The organism is Vibrio kyushuensis, assembly GCF_050337325.1.
GTDB classification, from domain to species: domain Bacteria; phylum Pseudomonadota; class Gammaproteobacteria; order Enterobacterales; family Vibrionaceae; genus Vibrio; species Vibrio kyushuensis.
Map to the genome: position 1 here is coordinate 465,243 of NZ_JAKJSV010000004.1, position 18,338 is coordinate 483,580.

Annotated in this window: 19 protein-coding genes; 18 read left to right on the forward strand and 1 reads right to left on the reverse strand. The window is 41.9% G+C overall.

From position 1 onward, the window contains the following. Nucleotides 1–33: 33 nt before the first annotated feature. The 12 genes from L4D20_RS11210 to L4D20_RS11265 all read left to right on the forward strand — a co-directional run bounded on the left by L4D20_RS11210 (nucleotide 34) and on the right by L4D20_RS11265 (nucleotide 11,312). Nucleotides 34–1,410 carry a YcjX family GTP-binding protein gene (locus L4D20_RS11210; protein ID WP_428801652.1) on the forward strand — a complete coding sequence of 459 codons (1,377 nt, stop codon included), beginning with the start codon at nucleotides 34–36 and terminating at the stop codon, nucleotides 1,408–1,410. Beyond that, nucleotides 1,407–2,474 (forward strand): YcjF family protein, encoded by a 1,068-nt coding sequence (locus L4D20_RS11215; protein WP_428801653.1) that lies wholly within the window; start codon nucleotides 1,407–1,409, stop codon nucleotides 2,472–2,474. The genes L4D20_RS11210 and L4D20_RS11215 overlap by 4 nt, the downstream gene beginning before the upstream one ends. Before the next feature lie 102 nt (nucleotides 2,475–2,576). After that, the gene (gene tyrR / locus L4D20_RS11220; RefSeq protein ID WP_428801654.1) at nucleotides 2,577–4,124 is read left to right on the forward strand and encodes a transcriptional regulator TyrR; all 1,548 of its coding nucleotides are present in this window, start codon (nucleotides 2,577–2,579) and stop codon (nucleotides 4,122–4,124) included. Nucleotides 4,125–4,180: 56 nt separating this feature from the next. Continuing rightward, entirely contained in the window at nucleotides 4,181–4,765 is a 585-nt protein-coding gene (gene rimJ, locus L4D20_RS11225) for a ribosomal protein S5-alanine N-acetyltransferase (RefSeq protein ID WP_428801655.1), read from the forward strand. Then, the gene (locus L4D20_RS11230) at nucleotides 4,762–5,352 is read left to right on the forward strand and encodes an HD domain-containing protein (protein WP_428801656.1); all 591 of its coding nucleotides are present in this window, start codon (nucleotides 4,762–4,764) and stop codon (nucleotides 5,350–5,352) included. The genes rimJ and L4D20_RS11230 overlap by 4 nt, the downstream gene beginning before the upstream one ends. Before the next feature lie 12 nt (nucleotides 5,353–5,364). Beyond that, complete coding sequence (locus tag L4D20_RS11235; protein WP_428801657.1) at nucleotides 5,365–5,838, forward strand: DUF2947 domain-containing protein; 474 nt, start codon at nucleotides 5,365–5,367, stop codon at nucleotides 5,836–5,838. 110 nt (nucleotides 5,839–5,948) lie between these two features. Further along, nucleotides 5,949–6,941 carry a GGDEF domain-containing protein gene (locus L4D20_RS11240; protein ID WP_428801658.1) on the forward strand — a complete coding sequence of 331 codons (993 nt, stop codon included), beginning with the start codon at nucleotides 5,949–5,951 and terminating at the stop codon, nucleotides 6,939–6,941. Between the two features lie 124 nt (nucleotides 6,942–7,065). Next, a complete protein-coding gene (locus tag L4D20_RS11245) occupies nucleotides 7,066–7,257 on the forward strand; it encodes a hypothetical protein (RefSeq protein WP_428801659.1) in 192 nt (63 codons plus the stop codon). 260 nt (nucleotides 7,258–7,517) lie between these two features. Then, entirely contained in the window at nucleotides 7,518–8,114 is a 597-nt protein-coding gene (locus L4D20_RS11250) for a GTP cyclohydrolase II (RefSeq protein ID WP_428801660.1), read from the forward strand. A gap of 120 nt (nucleotides 8,115–8,234) precedes the next feature. After that, entirely contained in the window at nucleotides 8,235–9,839 is a 1,605-nt protein-coding gene (locus L4D20_RS11255; RefSeq protein ID WP_428801661.1) for a L,D-transpeptidase family protein, read from the forward strand. 179 nt (nucleotides 9,840–10,018) lie between these two features. Next, nucleotides 10,019–10,561, forward strand: a complete 543-nt coding sequence (mepK, locus tag L4D20_RS11260; protein ID WP_428801745.1) for a peptidoglycan L,D-endopeptidase MepK — start codon at nucleotides 10,019–10,021, stop codon at nucleotides 10,559–10,561. A gap of 94 nt (nucleotides 10,562–10,655) precedes the next feature. Beyond that, on the forward strand, nucleotides 10,656–11,312 hold the full coding sequence (locus L4D20_RS11265; RefSeq protein WP_428801662.1) for an MBL fold metallo-hydrolase: 657 nt from the start codon (nucleotides 10,656–10,658) through the stop codon (nucleotides 11,310–11,312). 65 nt (nucleotides 11,313–11,377) lie between these two features. On the opposite strand, the gene L4D20_RS11270 is transcribed toward L4D20_RS11265, so the two are convergent. Further along, nucleotides 11,378–12,049: a DUF2982 domain-containing protein gene (locus tag L4D20_RS11270; protein ID WP_428801663.1), complete on the reverse strand. Its 672-nt coding sequence runs from the start codon at nucleotides 12,047–12,049 to the stop codon at nucleotides 11,378–11,380. Between the two features lie 211 nt (nucleotides 12,050–12,260). Here L4D20_RS11270 and L4D20_RS11275 point away from each other — a divergent pair, with 211 nt between their 5' ends. The 6 genes from L4D20_RS11275 to L4D20_RS11300 all read left to right on the forward strand — a co-directional run bounded on the left by L4D20_RS11275 (nucleotide 12,261) and on the right by L4D20_RS11300 (nucleotide 18,273). Continuing rightward, nucleotides 12,261–12,626: a MarR family transcriptional regulator gene (locus tag L4D20_RS11275; RefSeq protein ID WP_428801664.1), complete on the forward strand. Its 366-nt coding sequence runs from the start codon at nucleotides 12,261–12,263 to the stop codon at nucleotides 12,624–12,626. Nucleotides 12,627–13,008: 382 nt separating this feature from the next. Further along, complete coding sequence (locus tag L4D20_RS11280; protein WP_428801665.1) at nucleotides 13,009–14,103, forward strand: TRAP transporter substrate-binding protein; 1,095 nt, start codon at nucleotides 13,009–13,011, stop codon at nucleotides 14,101–14,103. Between the two features lie 208 nt (nucleotides 14,104–14,311). Next, nucleotides 14,312–14,851, forward strand: a complete 540-nt coding sequence (locus L4D20_RS11285; protein ID WP_428801666.1) for a TRAP transporter small permease subunit — start codon at nucleotides 14,312–14,314, stop codon at nucleotides 14,849–14,851. 11 nt (nucleotides 14,852–14,862) lie between these two features. Next, the gene (locus tag L4D20_RS11290) at nucleotides 14,863–16,149 is read left to right on the forward strand and encodes a TRAP transporter large permease (protein ID WP_428801667.1); all 1,287 of its coding nucleotides are present in this window, start codon (nucleotides 14,863–14,865) and stop codon (nucleotides 16,147–16,149) included. Nucleotides 16,150–16,283: 134 nt separating this feature from the next. Then, nucleotides 16,284–17,639 (forward strand): cache domain-containing protein, encoded by a 1,356-nt coding sequence (locus L4D20_RS11295; protein WP_428801668.1) that lies wholly within the window; start codon nucleotides 16,284–16,286, stop codon nucleotides 17,637–17,639. After that, on the forward strand, nucleotides 17,632–18,273 hold the full coding sequence (locus tag L4D20_RS11300) for a response regulator (protein ID WP_428801669.1): 642 nt from the start codon (nucleotides 17,632–17,634) through the stop codon (nucleotides 18,271–18,273). The genes L4D20_RS11295 and L4D20_RS11300 overlap by 8 nt, the downstream gene beginning before the upstream one ends. Nucleotides 18,274–18,338: the final 65 nt, after the last annotated feature.

The following is an 18,338-nucleotide window of genomic DNA, read 5'->3' on the forward strand; positions in this document are numbered from 1 at the left end:
GATTAGTCTCACAGGTTTAGTAAGAGAGCATTAATGAAAAGACTGAAACAAGAAGTGAACGACTTTCTTTATCGAAGTACCGACTCTCATGTTCGCATCGCGGTCACGGGGTTATCCCGTGCTGGGAAAACCGCTTTCATTACCTCTATGGTCAATCAGCTTTTGCACACTTCTACTCATGACAATTTGCCGCTGCTAAAAGCGGCAAGAGGCAAGCGGATTATTGGTGCAAAGCGTGTTCCTCAACATAATATGATGGTCCCTAGATTCGCCTATGACGAAGCGATTGAACAGCTAGGTTCAACACCGCCTCAGTGGCCGATACCAACACGTGATGTTAGTGAAATTCGCTTGGCGATTAAGTACAAGCCAGAAAAACGACATAAAAAAATCCTGAGCTCTACCTCTACACTTTATCTCGACATTATAGATTACCCCGGTGAGTGGTTGCTCGACCTTCCTCTGCTTGATATGGATTTTCACCAATGGTCGGAGAGCCAATTTGACGCGCTTAAAGGACAAAGAAAAGTTCTGGCTGAAAACTGGTTAAAACAACTGGAAGCGTTAGATCTCAACGCGGAAGCGGATGAGAAGACGTTAGAGTCAATTTCTTTGGCTTACACAGAGTATTTGCATAGCTGTAAAGAGGCGGGCCTTCATTGGGTTCAGCCTGGGCGTTTTGTTCTGCCTGGCGATCTTTCGGGAGCGCCCGTATTACAGTTTTTTCCTTGCCGAATTAAGTCAGGCAGTAAACCTGAAAAAAACACTAATCTTGAGATGCTGTCTAAGCGATATCAGCAGTATCAACAAAAAGTGGTGAAAGCTTTTTATAAGCAATATTTCTCGACGTTCGATCGACAAGTGGTTCTGGTTGATTGCTTGTCGCCGTTAAACGCCAGTCATGAATCATTCAATGATATGAGTACGGCTTTAGAGCAAATTATGCACAGCTTCCGATACGGTCGCAGCGGTATCCTTAAACGCCTTTTCTCTCCCAAAATTGACAAGATTCTATTTGCGGCCACTAAAGCTGATCACGTCACTCCTGAACAACACCCTAATTTGGTGTCATTGTTACAGCAACTGGTACACCCCGCATGGAAAAATGCTGCTTTTGAAAACATAGATATGAATTGCATTGCTATGGCCTCAATACAGGCAACCACCGCGGGTTTTATCAACTCCGGTGATAGTACTATGGCCGCGATTCAAGGTCATACTTTACAAGGCGATGCGCTGACGGTTTTCCCTGGAGACGTACCGAGTAAATTACCTCGCGCTGAGTATTGGAGTGAAACAGGTTTTGAGTTCAACTCTTTCGCGCCAAAACAAAAGCCAGAATACGGTCCGAGTGAGCATATTCGAATGGATAAGGCTCTGGAATATATTATTGGAGACAAGCTTAAATGACCGATTTAAAGACAAAGCATGTTTTTACACAGTCGCTAGATAAGTCGAGTATGGATACTCGCGAGAGCAGTGGTTATACAAATGCGAGTGTTGGTGAAGAACGCGAGTTAAACGCTCAACAAATATTAGATACGCAGCAAGCTGAAATGTTTGTTCCAAGTGTCGCCATTGAAGAGAGTCCCGAAGTCGAGTTAGATCTATTAATTCGCCCAAAGAAAGGTAGCAAGAGGCTGTTCGCAGCATTATTTACCGTTTTTAGTGGTTTACTGGGTTGGCAAGCGATTGATTCAATTTTGACGGCCATTACAACCTCCGATTGGCTCTCTCTCGGTTGGTCAGGGCTCATCGCAACTATTTCCGCCTTAGGCGTTGGCGCAATCGGTAAAGAACTCTGGAAACTAAGAAAGCTCCGTCATCATTTTACCGCACAAGAGCAAAGTGAAGCGTTAATCAAACAAGGAGGCGTCGGAAAAGCTCGTTCCTTTTGTATCGATATAGCGAAACAAAGCGGATTAACCGATGAGAACCCAAGTTTTGATCGGTGGAAAAATAGCATTACCGATTCACACAGTGATGCTGAAGTTATTGAGCTTTATGAGTCGCTCGTTGTACGCCAATTTGATGAGAAAGCCGCTCAAATAGTGACAAAGCATGCGACCGAATCCGCCATTTTGGTTGCTGTTAGCCCACTTGCGTTGGCGGATATGGCACTTGTAGCGTGGCGAAATTTAAAGATGATCGACTCATTAGCCACCTTGTATGGCGTCGAACTTGGTTATTGGTCACGAGTATCACTGTTCAAACTCGTGTTAGTCAATATGGCAGCGGCGGGAGCCAGTGAACTTGCGATAGACGCCAGTATGGATTTGCTCTCGATGGATGTCGCGGGGAAACTGTCCGCTAGAGCAGGGCAGGGGATTGGCGTTGGAATTCTATCTGCAAGGATTGGAATTAAGGCCATTGCACTGTTAAGGCCTATGGCTTGGCAAAAAGAGAATGCATTAACCTTGTCGACGATTCGCAAGCAGATCGTCTCCAAAGTCGCTGCTATTTCAAGCAAATAGTCGTAAGCATCGTCTTATTCAAGTTAGAATTCTTGACGCATTACAGGGCATGAGCGAAACTAGTGTCAACTTTTTCTGACACCGTTCAATTAGGATTTCTTAGTGCGTCTAGAAGTATTTTGTGAAGATAGATTAGGTCTAACTCGAGAGTTGCTTGATATATTAGCCTCAAAGAATATTGACCTACGCGGCATCGAAATTGATGTCAGTGGTATTATTTACCTCAATTGTCCCGATATTGATTTTGACACTTTCAGTGAGTTGATGACTGAGATACGTCGAATTTCTGGGGTGAAAGACGTTCGAAAAATCCAATTCATGCCAATTGAACGGCACAATACAGAGCTAATATCTCTACTTAATAACCTTCCAGATCCTGTACTAGCGATTGATCTTAAAGGTCATATCGATTTAGCTAACCATGCGGCGGTCGATCTATTTAAACAAGCCGATTCAGATATTATCGGTCAGCAAGTTTCTTCTTTATTACCAAGCTTTGATTTTTCTCATTGGTTTGAAGGCAGTATTATCCGTCAACGTGAAAATCTCGTCATTGACGGGCTTGATTACGCAATGGAAATCATGCCGGTTTATATTACGGGTGAGTCAAACGAATCAACCTTAGCCAGCGCAGTAATGATCATTCGTTCTGGCAGTAACAAGCTTCAGTTTGATGATAACCTACCTCTTAATAACAACTTGGGTTTCGAGTACTTTGTTGGGGTATCCAATCGTCATAAAGCCTTAATCAGCCAAGCCAAGAAACTATCAATGCTTGATCAACCCTTACTGATTGAAGGCGAAACCGGAACAGGCAAAGAGATGTTGGCACGTGCTTGCCACAATCGTTCTAATAGAGCCGCTTCTTCATTCTTGATTTTAAGCTGTGCATCAATGCCTGATGACGTTGCTGAGACCGAATTGTTTGGTCACGCACCGGGATCATTTAATCATGAACAAGGTCATAAAGGGATTTTTGAGCAGGCGAATGGCGGTACCGTATTTCTCGATGAAATTGGTGAGATGAGTGCTCACTTGCAAATAAAGTTATTGAGGTTTTTACAAGACGGCACATTTAGACGAGTAGGCGAAGAGCATGAAGTGCATGTTGATGTCCGTGTTATTGCATCGACAAGACACAACCTTGCAGAACTTGCAGACTCAGGCGCGTTTAGAGAAGATCTGTTTTATCGACTTAATGTACTGACTCTGCGTATTCCTGCATTACGTGAGCGAACTAATGACATTGCACCGTTGTTGGAGTTGTTCGCAGCAAAATACGCGACTCAACTTGGTATGGCGAAACCTGAAATGGCAGACGATCTGGTTGATGGGCTTTCGAATTATCAATGGCCGGGCAATATGCGCCAACTCGATAATATGGTGCTGCGAGCACTGACCGAGTGGCAAGAAGGCCGCCTTGATGTGTCACTATTCCATTTACCACAATTAGAAGCGGTATCGACAGGCATTCCGAGTGTAAACTTAGATGGCTCCCTTGATGAAATCATGAAAGAGTATGAATCACAGGTACTTGAAAGGCTTTACCAGTCGTTCCCATCAAGTCGAAAATTGGCAAAACGTCTAAACGTTTCTCATACATCGATTGCTAATAAGTTACGTGATTATTCGATTCGAAAAAATCAGTAAAGATGAAATCGATGCAAGACTATTACCGATAAACCGCTCATGAATGATAGAGGCGAATGAATAGAACGAACTCACACCGTAGTGTCTATGAAGCTGATGATAGCTTCGTGCTGCGCACTGCAGAAATCGACGACGCTCAAAGAATTACTGATTACTTTAACCGGAATCGCTCGCATCTGAAGGCATGGGAGCCTAAACGGGAAGAGGCTTTCTTTAGCTATACTGGTTGGGCTCAGAAACTTGTAAAGCTTCACGAACTTCATTCGCTCGGGCTTGGCTTTTATTTGATCATCATTGACCCCAATGAAGATAAAGTGATTGGTACGGTTTCATTCAGTAATTTATCTAGATTTCCTTGCTATACCTGCACCGTCGGTTATTCTCTTGATGAAAATGCCCAAGGTAAAGGGATCATGTCCCGTGCACTCAAGCTTGCGGTAAATTACATGTTTACCTATCAGTCAATGCACCGAATTAACGCGGCTTATATGCCAAGTAATGAACGAAGTGCTGCGGTACTAAAGAATAATGGTTTTGAAAAAGAAGGTTTTGCTAAACAGTTCTTACTTATTAACGGTCAGTGGCAAGATCATATTTTGACCAGTTGTATTAATTTCGATTGGAAGGCGGTGAATCGGTGAACGAACGGCTAGTTAAACAGCTTTCACTTATTATAGAACTCGATCAGCTCAAGTCTGTTTTACGCCGTACACGAGTGAAAAGTGCTGATGGGCGTTTGGAAAATAGCGCAGAACACAGTTGGCATGTCGCGCTTATGGCGATATTAATGGAAGAGCATGCCAATGAGCCTGTTGATATTTCACGAGTAGTAAAAATGTTGCTATTGCACGACATTGTCGAAATAGATGCTGGCGACACCTTTGTCTATGATATGGCGGCTTCACTTGAGCAGGAAGAGAAAGAGTTGGCGGCAGCTGAGCGTTTGTTCTCAATGCTGCCAAGTGATCAAGGTAATGAGCTAAAAACAATTTGGCTTGAGTTTGAATCCGCTTTAACGGCAGATGCCAAGTTTGCCAAAGCGCTTGATCGTATAATCCCCATGTTGCTTAACTTTCATAATGATGGACAAAGTTGGCAAGAACATGGCGTCACTCAAGAGCAAGTGCTAAACGTCAACAGTAAGATTGCGCTTGGATCGCAGACGCTGTGGGATGAAGCAAAACGAATGATAGATCTAGCTGTTGATAACGGCTGGTTAAAAAAATAACGAGGAATTTGAATGTCGTATTTGCCTTTGGATCAATACCAAAGAAAATGGATCTTTACACACCAATCAATGCCAGTTCCTGAAGAGGATCTTGCACTGATAAAACCAATGGATGCCGCAAGAGCTTCACAGCTGTGGAAAGAGAACATCAGCCCTCAGAGCCCTGATGTCGATCGTTTAAGCAGCCAAGATTGGCCGCGTAAAGAGAGCAACTGGACGACGGAAGTTGACTGGATGGCTAACTGGGAAGATGACGAACTTGGCTTACCTGAAGAGTTGATTGAAAAGCTAGGCTGGCAAGACGATGTAACGGTCTATTTCTGCTACGAAAAATATAATATTTTAGAAACTAAATGGTCTGTTTTTAAAAAGCATTGGAAGAATTTCTTGTTCTACGATGATGGCCCAATATTGCTTGGGCGTCGCCGCAAAGAAGCACTGTGGTTTAACTCAAAAGGTACGGTTAAGTTTGGTATTCGTAGCTGACCTTTAAACGAGAGTAATATGAAAAGCAGCGAATATCGCTGCTTTTTTGTGATTTAGTTCAAATTAAATGCCTATACTTAGCTGAGCATCACCCACTTACAAGGTGAAAGATGAGTGTAGAGCAGAAAATACTTCAAATGGTTGTTGAGATCACGGAGCAGACGAACTCTATTTCGTTAGCGCACTGTGTGACCGCAACTTTAGCCGAAATGGTGCCGATTCAAAGTGTCCACCTAGTTCATTATTCTGGTGAGTCCTCTCATCTAATCGCTGCAATAACTCGCGAAGAGAATAACCATGGGCAAGCCTCGTATCACTGGTTGCCGACAGAAGAAAAGCCTATCTCTGCTGACTTTGACCATAATATGAGTTCTAGTATGATCAAAGATTCCGGTACTGGTCTCTTTCATTGTATTTTCCCTATCTGTATTGATGAACACACATCTGCTCGCTTTATTGTGGTCATGGCTCAGCGCCCAAATGAGTTTCAGCTTCTTATCGAAGGCTTCAGCCATATTTACAAAAACTACTTAATCGTTTTAAGGGATAGTGAACGCGACGAACTGACTGGGCTTATGAACCGAAAAGTGATGGAGCAAAAACTAACACAAAGCTTTGAGTCTTCTGTCGAAGGGCAGTTTGACGACGAATACTCTCCAAGAGTTGCAATATTGGATATTGATAAGTTCAAGGCGATCAATGACACATTTGGGCATTTGATTGGCGATGAAGTGTTGTTGATTTTCTCTCAACAAATGCAGCAGTTTTTTAATCACGAAGAACAACTGTTTCGCTTTGGTGGTGAGGAGTTTGTCGTGCTGTTTCCTCGAACAAAACTGGATGACGCAGAAAAGAGAATGGAGGATTTTCGTCAACATATAGAACAATACCGTTTCCCTCAAGTATCCCAAGTTACTTTTAGCGGTGGCATCTGCTCAATTCAATCGACAGATTTTGTTCCTAGTATTTTAGATCATGCAGATAAAGCGCTTTACTACGCAAAAGATAATGGCCGTAATAGAGTCTGTAGCTATCAACGATTGAAAGATGAAGGCGTATTTAGCGATGATGATATAAGTGATAGTGATGCCGAATTATTTTAACTTACTGTAACGTCAAGTGTTTATGTGTGATTATTATTCCATATTTTGTGGTTAAAAAAGACTCTTCAACGTTGTGTGGTATTCTTCATCGATATATTGATATCACTATTAATTGAGTGTTTGCATGCAAGGAAGCGCAGTAGAAAACCTAATTTTACAGTTGAAAAAGGACTTTTACGTAAAGCTTGGTTTTATGCATTCCGACACTGTATGCCAATGTGACCCAACCTTATCAATGCTGACGGAAGAAGAGCTGAAAGTTATAGAATCGGCTTGGGTTGAACTGTCATTGTGGCAGCAGAACCAAAGTCATTAATACTTTACCTTTTCTATATTTAAGTCTTAAAACGCCATCTTGAAAAATCACGGCTTCGTTTAATTCGTTTCAATTTAAGTTTCTGCTCGGTCAGTCGTTTAGCTTCTATATGGCTCATTCGTTATACTCTTTTCATTCAGATACGTTTCATTTTAAATGAACTATTGAAAAACTTATTAACAATCCCCATAGTTACTCTCAGTAGGCGTGTGACACGTTATTGTCATTAGTACTAAAGCAAACATTAAGTGAGTAGTAATATGGCGGAAGTTCGAGCCAGAGTTGGTCTTAAAGTCGGTTCCCAAAGTAATATTGATGCGGAACTTCTCTCTTTTCATGGTTTAAATTCAGAAAAAGAGCATGTCGCGCTTATATTCAAGCAGGCAGATAAGCAAACAAATACACCATTAGTTCGCATGCACTCAGAGTGCTTAACTGGCGATGTATTTCATTCGTCACGTTGTGATTGTGGTGAGCAGCTAGAAGAAACCATTGTAAAAATGGGCGATGAAGGTGGAATTATTTTGTATCTTCGTCAAGAAGGACGCGGCATTGGTCTTTATAATAAAATTGATGCTTATCGTTTGCAAAGCGAAGGTATGAATACGTATGAAGCCAATAACCATCTAGGGTTTGGTGATGACCTGCGTGATTTTACAGAAGCAGCTCAGATGTTAAAGGCGTTAGAAGTCGACAAAATTCGTCTCGTAACGAATAACCCGAAGAAGATTAAAGAACTGCAAGACAATGGCATTAAGATAGCTGAAGTAGTAAACACCTCTGCTCACGTCAAGTCAGGTAACGAAAGTTATTTACAAGCGAAAGTTTCTCATGGCAAACACAATTTAAAGCTTTAGTTTTATTGAGTTTGTTATAGAAAGCCTCACTTAGTTGAGGCTTTTTTGCTTTTTAGTGCTCATACAGTTGCTTAATTTTCTGCCATACTTTTAGATATCGTCAACAGGGAGTGTATGAGAATGAAAAAAAGAGTTCTGTTCGTGTTATCAGTGATGTTGCTATCGCTCCCTACGTTAGCGCTAGATCTAGAGCGCTTTGAGGCGCTAACATGGTTAGAGCCTCACTCTTCTACTGTGCAGTTGATACAGTACCCAGACTTACTAGATCAAATCTATCGAGAGAATGACGATCAATTGATCTGGTTTGATGTCGATGAAAGTCAAAAATTAGAACTGCAGCTTGAGATGATAGAAAAAGCGGGGTTTAGTCCGCTCTTCACTAATCAACTAACGCAATTAGAACTCTTTCGTAACGAAAACCGTTGGTTTGAATATGATTTGTTGGCGACTGACACACTGCTTCTGTATATGAGTTACGCGGAGCAAGCTCCATTAGTTGGTGAATCGTGGTTTTTTAATCAGCCCCTGAAAAGCACTTTACCTGCGCCAAGTAGAAAATCGATAAACTCGCTGCTTATCGCTGTCGAGCTTCATCAACTTGAAGAGCTCATTGATGAGTATACGCCGAGCAACGCTGACTATCGTGAGATCAGTGCGTCATATAAGCGTTTAAAGCAATTTGAACAGACAAGTTTACCCACATATCACCAGAAAAAATTAACCAAAGTAGGCGATAAGCTCACTCATCGTAATGAACTGATTCAACGTCTTAAGGTTGTTAACGTTAATACCGATGGTGTCCGAGATGATGTTAATTGGTATGACGCTTCTCTAATAGAACCGATCAAAGAATTTCAACGCATTCATGGGCTGAAGGAAGATGGCATCATTGGCGCGCAAACATTGAAATGGTTAAACACACCACCTTCTCAGCGACTAGCAATGCTTGCTCTTAATGCTGAACGCTCAAGACTGTGGCCGATGCAAAGGGACACTCTGATCTTGGTGAACGTTCCTAGTTTTGATATGACTTACTGGTATTTAGGTGAGGAAGTGTTTCAGTCGAAAGTTGTCGTAGGACGGACTTCAAGAAAAACACCGGTTATGCATACAAAGTTGGACTCATTAATTCTTAATCCGAGTTGGAATGTGCCAAGAAAGATTATGGTGGAAGATATCTTGCCTCAGGTAAAGCGGGACGAGAATTATCTTATGAACAATCGATTTGAGATTGTGAAACGCTGGAATACGCCAGCCACTGTGAACCCAGAAGAGATAGATTGGGCTCAAGTTAACCCTAAGACATTCCCTTATAAAATGCGTCAACTTTCAGGGGATAGTAATGCGCTAGGCTTATACAAATTTAATACGCCTAACCGTCGAGCTATTTATCTGCATGACACACCGAGTAAGCATTTATTCGCGAAAGATATTAGAGCCTTTAGCTCCGGTTGTGTACGGGTTGAAAATGCTGATCTGTTTGCCAATACGCTATTAGAAACGCAAGGACTTGATGTTGTCGACTCGGAAAGCAATGATCACCTGACGACTCAGTCGATTGCGTTAAAAAAGAGAATCCCAGTTCATATTATTTATCAAACCGTCTGGGTTGAGTCTGGGCAAGTTCAGTATCGAGATGATATTTACCAATACGATACCTATCATCACGATGCTAATTATAACGAAACCTACGGCAAAGCGCGGCAAATTCAGGGTAAAGGATAACTCTGACGAATTTCTGACAATTCAATCATTAGTAAAACTTTTCTTTGTCGGTCAAATAGTAAGCGGTTAATTTCGTCTGTTTGACCGTTTCTAGCACGATTTATGCATTTGAACTTCACATTCTAGTTAGGTAATGTCCACGTTCTTATTATTGGGCAGTGTGTGTGAAGGGTAATATTTTGGTTTTGTCTCGACGTCATTTTTTAAAGTTAGCGGGTGGTAGTATTGTAGTTGCAAGCGGTGTTCCCTCTATTGCTCGTGCATCTTATCCAGATAAACCACGTCACTTGGTGATGAATAATCTGCATACTGGTGAAAGTGTTGAAACGAGTTACTTCAATGGTGTGGATTATATCGAAGGTGAACTCAATCGACTTAACCATTTATGCCGAGATTTCCGCCGAAATGAAGTCCACCCAATGGATCGACGCTTGTTTGATCAAATCTCTAATATTCAGTCGCTAATAGGCTCGAACGCTGAAGTTCAAATTATCTCTGGTTATCGCTCTCCAATCACGAACGAATCACTACGTACAAAATCAAACGGTGTTGCTAAGAAAAGCTTCCACATGCTCGGCCAAGCCATGGACTTTCGACTTGATGGTGTTGACTTGAAAAGCGTACGAGAAGCCGCTATTGGTCTAAAAGCGGGTGGTGTTGGTTATTATCCTCGAAGTAACTTCATCCATATTGATACTGGACCAGTAAGAAACTGGGCATAGTCTAATATGTGCTCATTCGCCTTGTACAAGCATTGAAAAACAAAATTGGTAGTGTCATAGTTCGGGCAGTTTCGATTGTGTTCAAGGTAGATATATGTCTCTTCAGTACCAAGTAGTTCCGGTTACCTCTTTTGCTCAAAACTGTTCCATTGTCTGGTGTGATGAAACCATGGAAGCCGTGGTTGTCGATCCAGGGGGGGATGTTAAACAGTTAGTGATGATGATCAATGAGTTAGGCGTTAAAGTTGTACAGCTTGTACTCACTCACGGCCATCTTGATCATGTTGGTGGAACCGAGCCTCTAGCTAAAGAACTTGGTGGTCTTGACGTTATTGGACCTCATATTGGTGATAAGTTCTGGTTAGACGGATTACCAAACCAAAGCCAAATGTTTGGTTTTGCCCATACTGACTCATTTGAACCCAACAAATGGCTGGAAGAGGGAGATACGGTCTCTTTTGGTAATCAGTCTCTAAATGTTGTTCATACTCCAGGTCACACGCCAGGGCATGTCATTTTGTTTAACGAAGCGGCCAAGTTAGCGTTTGTGGGTGATGTGCTTTTTGCTGGTGGAATTGGTCGTACTGATTTCCCTCAAGGCAATCATGCAACGCTTATCTCTTCGATTAAAGAGAAGCTATGGCCATTAGGTAATGATGTAACCTTCATTCCAGGTCATGGTCCTTCTTCAACATTTGGTAAAGAGCGAGTTTCAAACCCATTTGTAGCTGATGAAATGCCATTGTATTAGTTAGGTATAAGTTTTTCACCTCGCTTTAGCTTGATTGCCTAGTCTTAATACATTAACGAGTGAATCTATTGCTCATGCTCGGCGGCTGCCAAATACCGCCGAGTTAATCCAACAAAACTCTCTTCATCTCTATCTAAGTCACTGGTTGAAATAAAGATATCAAAGCCAAAGAACTCTCGTTGATAGGCCATTCGGTTTGCGAGTGCTGCCCGAAGCCCCTGATAGCAGACACCAGAATGGCTTCTATATTCCTTTGAATCCAACACGATATCTTCAAAGTCCGCTTTGTTGTTACCGTTATTGCGTTGGCCAATATAGAGAAGGGCACGCTGGCTTAGTAGTATGTCTGTCCCAACTCTCGGGCAGATGCTATTTAGATATGGAGAGTATCGACGCAGTTTAATTCCTATCCATGGAAGTGGTAACTGCTCACCCTCTTGCTCAATATGACAGATACCAATTCTCTCGATATCTGTCCATTTAACGACCCACCCACCTCGGTATAAATGTTGCTGGAAGTGGCTAGGTGTTAGTGTATAGGAGACTTTAGACCTTTCGATGACTACGTAGATGACTGCAATGACCACAAGTGTCAATAATAGAGTGATGGTTGCAGGTACTGCATCTAGAAAGTTATAGATCGCGGCAATAAACGTTAGAGCTGCCATGACTAAAGCAGGTTTAAACTGGGTTAAAATGGCACCCATATCGAAATTAGATAATTGTAGGCTTTGCATCTTGATTAGTAACCATTGGCATATGTACAAATACTCAGTTCATACTTGAAGTGAAATATTATCTCTGTATGAATTATAGTCAGCATTGGAGGGCAAGCTCATTTTTGATGACCAAAATAGCTAATTCCCTACAAATCAGAGCGTTTTTTTGGTATAAATCGCGCTTCAAATTTTCACCACTGCAACATGCAGTGAAATGGAGAGATACTCGATGAGACTTGCTCATAAGCGTAAAGTGCAGATGAAATTGCAAAAGCACATTAAAGCGACTGTTGCGAATGCTAAAGCAACACCTAAAGCGAAACCTGTTGCTAAAAAAGAAGCAGCACCAGCAGCTGTGAAAACAGTAGCCGCTAAGAAAGTGGACGTTGCATTAACACCTAAGCAGCAACAAGTTTTAGACATCGTAGTTAGTAATGCCGAAGGTATTAACCCGAAAGGTATCGGCCTTGCCGCTGGCCAAGAAGAAGCAAAAGCAGCTTCTTGGGCGACAGGTGCACTGAAAAAGCTACTTGAAGAAAACCTAGTTGAAAAAGAACAGTTAGCAGGTAACAAAGTTATCTACAAATCAGCTTAATTTGCTGTCTTTTTAAAGGTTTAAGCCTCGCGAATGCGGGGCTTTTTTTTGTCTTAAATTTTGCCTATTTGTCTAGATTTATGTTTTATGAAGACGAAGTGCATATCGTTGCTTCACAATATAAGAACAATTACGCAACTACCTAGCTCGGTACTTACTTAGGTAGTTGTTGAGATAAATTCGTGTTGAATCTAGAGCTAACCCTTGGTTTTACTATTATTGCTAATTATAGCCTACGTAGTTCTACGTACGGCTAAAGTTTAACGGCTGCTTTTCGAAATATTTTCATTGCGTGTTCTCGCGGATTCTATTTTTCTTTCTTTGTTCAATGATTGATAATGAAACAAGCCTAGATGGCTACCATCAAACAAAGGACGTAGATATGAGTCTTATTAATTGCTCCCTAAAGAGAGTATTGAAAAACACCACAGTGATTGCAGCCACATGCCTAGCTATGATGGCTACATCGGTGACTGCTGCAGAAAAAGTATATCGATTAAAGCTTGCTGAAACTTGGGGACCAAACTTCCCTGTATTTGGTGATGCGACTAAAAATATGGCCGCTATGGCAGAGAAGATGTCGAATGGGCGATTACAAATCCGCATAGACTCTTCTAACAAGCATAAAGCGCCATTAGGTGTGTTTGATATGGTGAAGTCTGGTCAGTACGATATGGGCCACTCAGGCTCTTATTACTGGAAAGGCAAAGTACCAAACACTCTGTACTTCACTTCAATGCCTTTTGGTATGACGCCGGCTGAGCAATACGCATGGTTCTATCATGGCGGTGGCATGGAGTTAATGGAGCAGGTTTATTCTCCACATAATCTAATGTCATTCCCTGGTGGTAACACTGATATTCAAATGGGTGGCTGGTTTCAAAAAGAGATCAACTCTGTTGAAGACCTTAAAGGGTTAAAAATGCGTATTCCAGGCTTTGCTGGAGAAATATTGGCAGAACTTGGTGCTAAACCAACAAATATTGCACCGGGTGAGTTATATACCTCGCTAGAACGCCGCACAATTGACGCACTGGAGTGGGTAGGGCCTTCGCTTGATCTTCGTATGGGTTTCCACAAAATCGCGCCATATTACTACACAGGTTGGCACGAGCCGGGGTCGGAACTTCAGTTCCTAGTCAACAAGCGTAAATGGAATAGCCTTCCAGAAGACTTACAAGAAATTCTTCGCGTAGCAATGCGTACTGCGGCTTATGACATGTATACACAAGCAACGCATGAGAGTGGTAAGAACTGGTCTACGATGAAGGCTGAGTACCCAGATGTAAAAGTCAAAGACTTCCCACAAGAAGTGATGGTTGCGCTTAAAGAGGCCAATGATCGCTTGTTAGCTCAACATGCTGAAAAAGATGAATTAGCAAAAGAGATCCAAAAATCTCAAGCGGATTATCTTAAGCAAGTTCGCTCGTGGACCGATATATCTCACAGAGCTTACTTGAACAGCCAAGCACAGTAGTTAAAAAAGAAATACTTAAAAACGAAATAGTGAAACACGAGATGGCCAACAGACAAATAATAATTGGTCACTCGTATTCACTTTAATGATTTTATAATAAGAGAGCCGTCCCCATGGCTCTCTATGCCTAAGAAACTTATTAATAAACTTCGCTAGCTGTCCCCTATGCGGTTATGCGGAGCACCTTTAAAGTTCCATGGAGTCGGGAATGAGAAGTCTTATTTATGTTGAGCGTTTCTTTAATCGAATCGGAGATGTCTTCGGTTGGTTGTCTAGTATTCTGTTCATTTTACTGCTGGTGAATGTAGTCTACGACGTAGTCATGCGCTATGTCTTCAATGATGTATCCATTGGTTTTCAAGAGATGGAATGGCATCTATTTTCAACAGTATTTTTACTTGGTGTGCCATACGCTATTAAAGCGGGTGGGCATGTTCGAGTGGATATTTTCTACGAACGACTCTCATTTAAAGCTCAAGCCATTATTGATTTAATTGGCACGTTTGTTTTTCTACTGCCGTTTTGCTTGTTGGTAGCCTGGTTTGGCGTCGACTTTGCAAAAGAGAGCTACTTGCTTGGTGAGACATCAGGCGATCCGGGCGGCTTGCCTTATCGATGGGCGATCAAAGCCATGATCCCATTGTCATTTTTCTTCATGGCAGTAAGTGGGATTGGCCTTGTGTTGCACTCGCTAAATAAAATTTTCAATCCGCATTTGATGCACGAAAACCCACTGAATAACAAGTAAAGGATGTTGTCATGATTGGTATAGTAATGTTCTTTGTTGCGTTATTCGCACTGTTATTAGGTTTTCCTGTAGCATTTACATTTGGTGGTATTGCACTGATATTTGGGGTTTGGGCTGAAGGCGTAGAGATGTTTGCATTCATGCCTTACCGAATTCAGTCGATTATGGAAAATACTGTTTTGATGGCAGTCCCTTTATTTGTTTTCATGGGGTTAGTGCTTCAAAAAACACGTCTGGCGGAGCAGCTTCTTGAGTCGATGGGCAAACTGTTTGGAGGAGTGCGAGGTGGTATCGCTATTTCGACAGTTTTAGTTGGTGCGCTACTTGCCGCCTCTACTGGTGTTGTTGGTGCTTCGGTTGTGGCAATGGGCCTCATCTCGCTGCCTGTTATGCTCAAATACAATTACGATAAAGGGCTTGCGTGTGGAACTATCTGTGCGTCGGGTACGTTGGGGCAAATCATTCCACCTTCGATTGTATTAATATTATTAGGCGACGTTTTAGGCGTACCCGTTGGTGATCTTTTTGGCGCGGCTATTGGGCCTGGCCTGATGTTGGTTGGCGCCTATGTCGTTTATATTTTAATTTATGCAAAGCTGAACCCTGAAGCTGCACAATCCATTGAACGTGATGAATCAATTAGCCGAAAACAGGAAGTTATAACAGCTCTCAAAGCCGTTGTACCGCCTCTTGCGCTAATCATTGTGGTGCTTGGCTCTATATTTGCGGGTGTGGCTACACCAACTGAATCGGCAGCTTTAGGTGGAGCAGGCGCGATAGTTCTGGCAATTATCTATGGTCAGTTTAGTTTCTCTATGGTTTATGCCGCGGCAAAAGAGACTGTAAAAGTCACGGCTATGGTATTTGCTATCTTGCTAGGTGCAACGGCATTTTCTATGGCGTTTACCTATACAGGTGGTGATTACTTAGTAGAAGAGTGGATGCTACAACTTCCAGGTGAAAAGTGGGGTTTCTTACTTATTACCATGTTAGTCATTTTGATACTGGGCTTCTTTATCGATTTTGTTGAAATCTGTTTCATTATTGTACCGATTATTGCACCTGTTGCTGAGTTAATGGGCATCAATATGACGTGGTTTGCCATCCTAGTTGCAATGAATTTGCAGACTTCGTTTTTGACCCCACCGTTTGGCTTTAGCTTGTTTTACCTAAAAGGTGTTGCACCAAAGGGCGTTACAACGATGGATATTTATCGAGGTGTCATGCCATTCATCGCTATTCAAATAGTGGTACTTATGTCTTTACTCATATTCCCGGGATTTTATGGTATGTCTTAACTCGCTTAGTTAATAATAAAGTGTCAGTTATTAATAAAGAGTGTGACCGATAAAATTTCACCAATGGTAGTGAACTGATACAGTAGAACGGCTTGTCGATATTGGACAAGCCGTTGTTGTTTGTGGGGAAGGGAATGCCTCTAAAAGTTAAATTAATACTGTTAACACTCATACCACTGTTGCTTGTTACAGCGAGCATTAGTTGGATCTCTATTTACCAAGCACAAAAGCTTGGTGAAAAAGAAGTTGAAATCTTTTATGACCGTTTAATTGCGGCGAAAGAGAGCGCGCTAAAGGACAGCTTAGATTTGGCGTTTGATGCGATTTCGTATGTGTATAACGATCCAGATATTCGCGAGGCAGAAGCGAAAGCCGAAGTAAAAGCGATCCTCACTCGTTTAAGATATGGTTCTGATGGGTATTTTTTTGCCTATGATGAAAATGGAGTCAACCTCGTTCACCCAATTCAGCCGGGCTTAATTGGCAAAAATTTGCTGCATATACAGGATAGTGATGGAGATTACCTGATTGAGTCATTGCTGTATCAAGCTAAGTCGGGCGGTGGCTTTCATCAATATTTATGGCAAAAACCGTCTACCGGAGACATTGTCCCAAAACTAAGTTATGCGCAATGGCTAGACAAATGGGACTGGATGATTGGTACAGGGCTATACATTGAAGATATTACCGTTGAAGTTGCCAACATGCAGTTAGCGGTGAATAATAATATTGAAACGACATTTTTCTCCGTCATGGTTATTTTGGCTGTGACGGTTTCCGTTATCATTGTTTTAACGCTTGCGATTAATTTACATGAACATCGTTTAGCGGATAAGAACCTAAAAGAACTCGCCTATCAAACCGTTATGTTTCAGGAAGATGAGAAAAAACACCTTGCACGAGAACTTCATGACGGGATCAATCAGTTACTCGTATCAAGTAAGTGCCATTTAGAACTATTAGGACACCGATTGGAAGATGACTCACTCAAAGTGCATGTAGAGAAATCACAGCAGTCGTTAGTTTCAGCCATTAATGAAGTTAGACATATCTCCCATCAGCTAAGGCCAAGTGCACTGGATGACATAGGCTTAGAAGCGGCACTTTCAACTTTACTGCAAGACTTTCAATCTCACTCTGGTATCGAGATTGAGACAATTTTTGATACACAAAAAGGTAAGCTTAAATCCGAAGTCGCGACAACGCTTTACCGAGTTACACAAGAGTCTCTCAATAATATTCAAAAGCATGCTCATGCTACGAAAGTGACGGTGGTATTACAGCAAATGGGCAATATGCTTCAACTCATGGTCAGGGATGATGGCGTGGGATTTTTAGTAAATAATGCACTTAAAACGCGGGGCATTGGTTTAAGGAATATGCGGGAGCGAGTTGAGTTTATGGGTGGGGATTTTGAACTAATGAGTGAGCCTGGCTTAGGAACTGAAACTATTGTACTGCTTAATTTAGATGGACTAGTTTATGGATAAATTAATTAGTGTTGTAATCGTTGATGACCACCAAGTTGTGTTAGATGGATTCATGGCAAGATTGGAGCTGGAAAGTGATATTAAGGTCATCGGAACGGCGAGTAATGGGCTTGAAGCGATTGAAAAAGTGAGGGAGCTAAATCCAGATGTAACTCTCATGGATGTGAGTATGCCACTGATGAATGGTATTGATGCAACTCGTTTGATTAGAGAAGAGTTTCCGCATGCAAAAGTTCTGATGCTGACGATGCATGACCATCGTGAGTATATTATGAAAGTCATGCAAGCAGGTGCGGTTGGATACATGCTGAAAGAGATCACCGCGGAAAAAATGGTTCAAGCCATTAAAACCGTAGATCAAGGGTCTACGTACTTTTGCGAAACAACAACTCAAACGTTGTTTTCTCAAGAAGTCATACCTTCCAATAGCAATAATGTTAGCCCGCTAAGTCGCCGTGAAGAGTCCGTTCTTAAACTGGTTGCACAGGGAAGTAGCAGTAAAAAAATTGCTAGTTTGCTTGATATAAGCTGCCGTACGGTAGAAACACATAGGCAAAACATCAAGCATAAGCTCCATTTAAGTTCGACGGCAGAGCTTGCTAAGTATGCGTATGAGAAAGGAATTATTGAATAATTAAACAGGTGCCCATGCGGTTAAAAGTGTGAGGCACATCGATTATTATTGGTTTTAACGATGTA

Bases quoted from the DNA above. Each gene is read 5' to 3' on its own strand.
- L4D20_RS11290 (WP_428801667.1), top strand. From the start codon at position 14,863: ATGATTGGTATAGTAATGTTCTTTGTTGCGTTATTCGCACTGTTATTA.
- rimJ (WP_428801655.1), top strand. From the start codon at position 4,181: ATGAATAGAACGAACTCACACCGTAGTGTCTATGAAGCTGATGATAGC.
- L4D20_RS11240 (WP_428801658.1), top strand. From the start codon at position 5,949: ATGAGTGTAGAGCAGAAAATACTTCAAATGGTTGTTGAGATCACGGAG.
- L4D20_RS11215 (WP_428801653.1), top strand. From the start codon at position 1,407: ATGACCGATTTAAAGACAAAGCATGTTTTTACACAGTCGCTAGATAAG.
- L4D20_RS11275 (WP_428801664.1), top strand. From the start codon at position 12,261: ATGAGACTTGCTCATAAGCGTAAAGTGCAGATGAAATTGCAAAAGCAC.
- L4D20_RS11285 (WP_428801666.1), top strand. From the start codon at position 14,312: ATGAGAAGTCTTATTTATGTTGAGCGTTTCTTTAATCGAATCGGAGAT.
- L4D20_RS11280 (WP_428801665.1), top strand. From the start codon at position 13,009: ATGAGTCTTATTAATTGCTCCCTAAAGAGAGTATTGAAAAACACCACA.
- L4D20_RS11245 (WP_428801659.1), top strand. From the start codon at position 7,066: ATGCAAGGAAGCGCAGTAGAAAACCTAATTTTACAGTTGAAAAAGGAC.
- L4D20_RS11255 (WP_428801661.1), top strand. From the start codon at position 8,235: ATGAAAAAAAGAGTTCTGTTCGTGTTATCAGTGATGTTGCTATCGCTC.
- L4D20_RS11210 (WP_428801652.1), top strand. From the start codon at position 34: ATGAAAAGACTGAAACAAGAAGTGAACGACTTTCTTTATCGAAGTACC.
- L4D20_RS11270 (WP_428801663.1), bottom strand. From the start codon at position 12,049: ATGCAAAGCCTACAATTATCTAATTTCGATATGGGTGCCATTTTAACC.
- L4D20_RS11235 (WP_428801657.1), top strand. From the start codon at position 5,365: ATGTCGTATTTGCCTTTGGATCAATACCAAAGAAAATGGATCTTTACA.
- L4D20_RS11295 (WP_428801668.1), top strand. From the start codon at position 16,284: ATGCCTCTAAAAGTTAAATTAATACTGTTAACACTCATACCACTGTTG.
- L4D20_RS11300 (WP_428801669.1), top strand. From the start codon at position 17,632: ATGGATAAATTAATTAGTGTTGTAATCGTTGATGACCACCAAGTTGTG.
- L4D20_RS11265 (WP_428801662.1), top strand. From the start codon at position 10,656: ATGTCTCTTCAGTACCAAGTAGTTCCGGTTACCTCTTTTGCTCAAAAC.
- L4D20_RS11250 (WP_428801660.1), top strand. From the start codon at position 7,518: ATGGCGGAAGTTCGAGCCAGAGTTGGTCTTAAAGTCGGTTCCCAAAGT.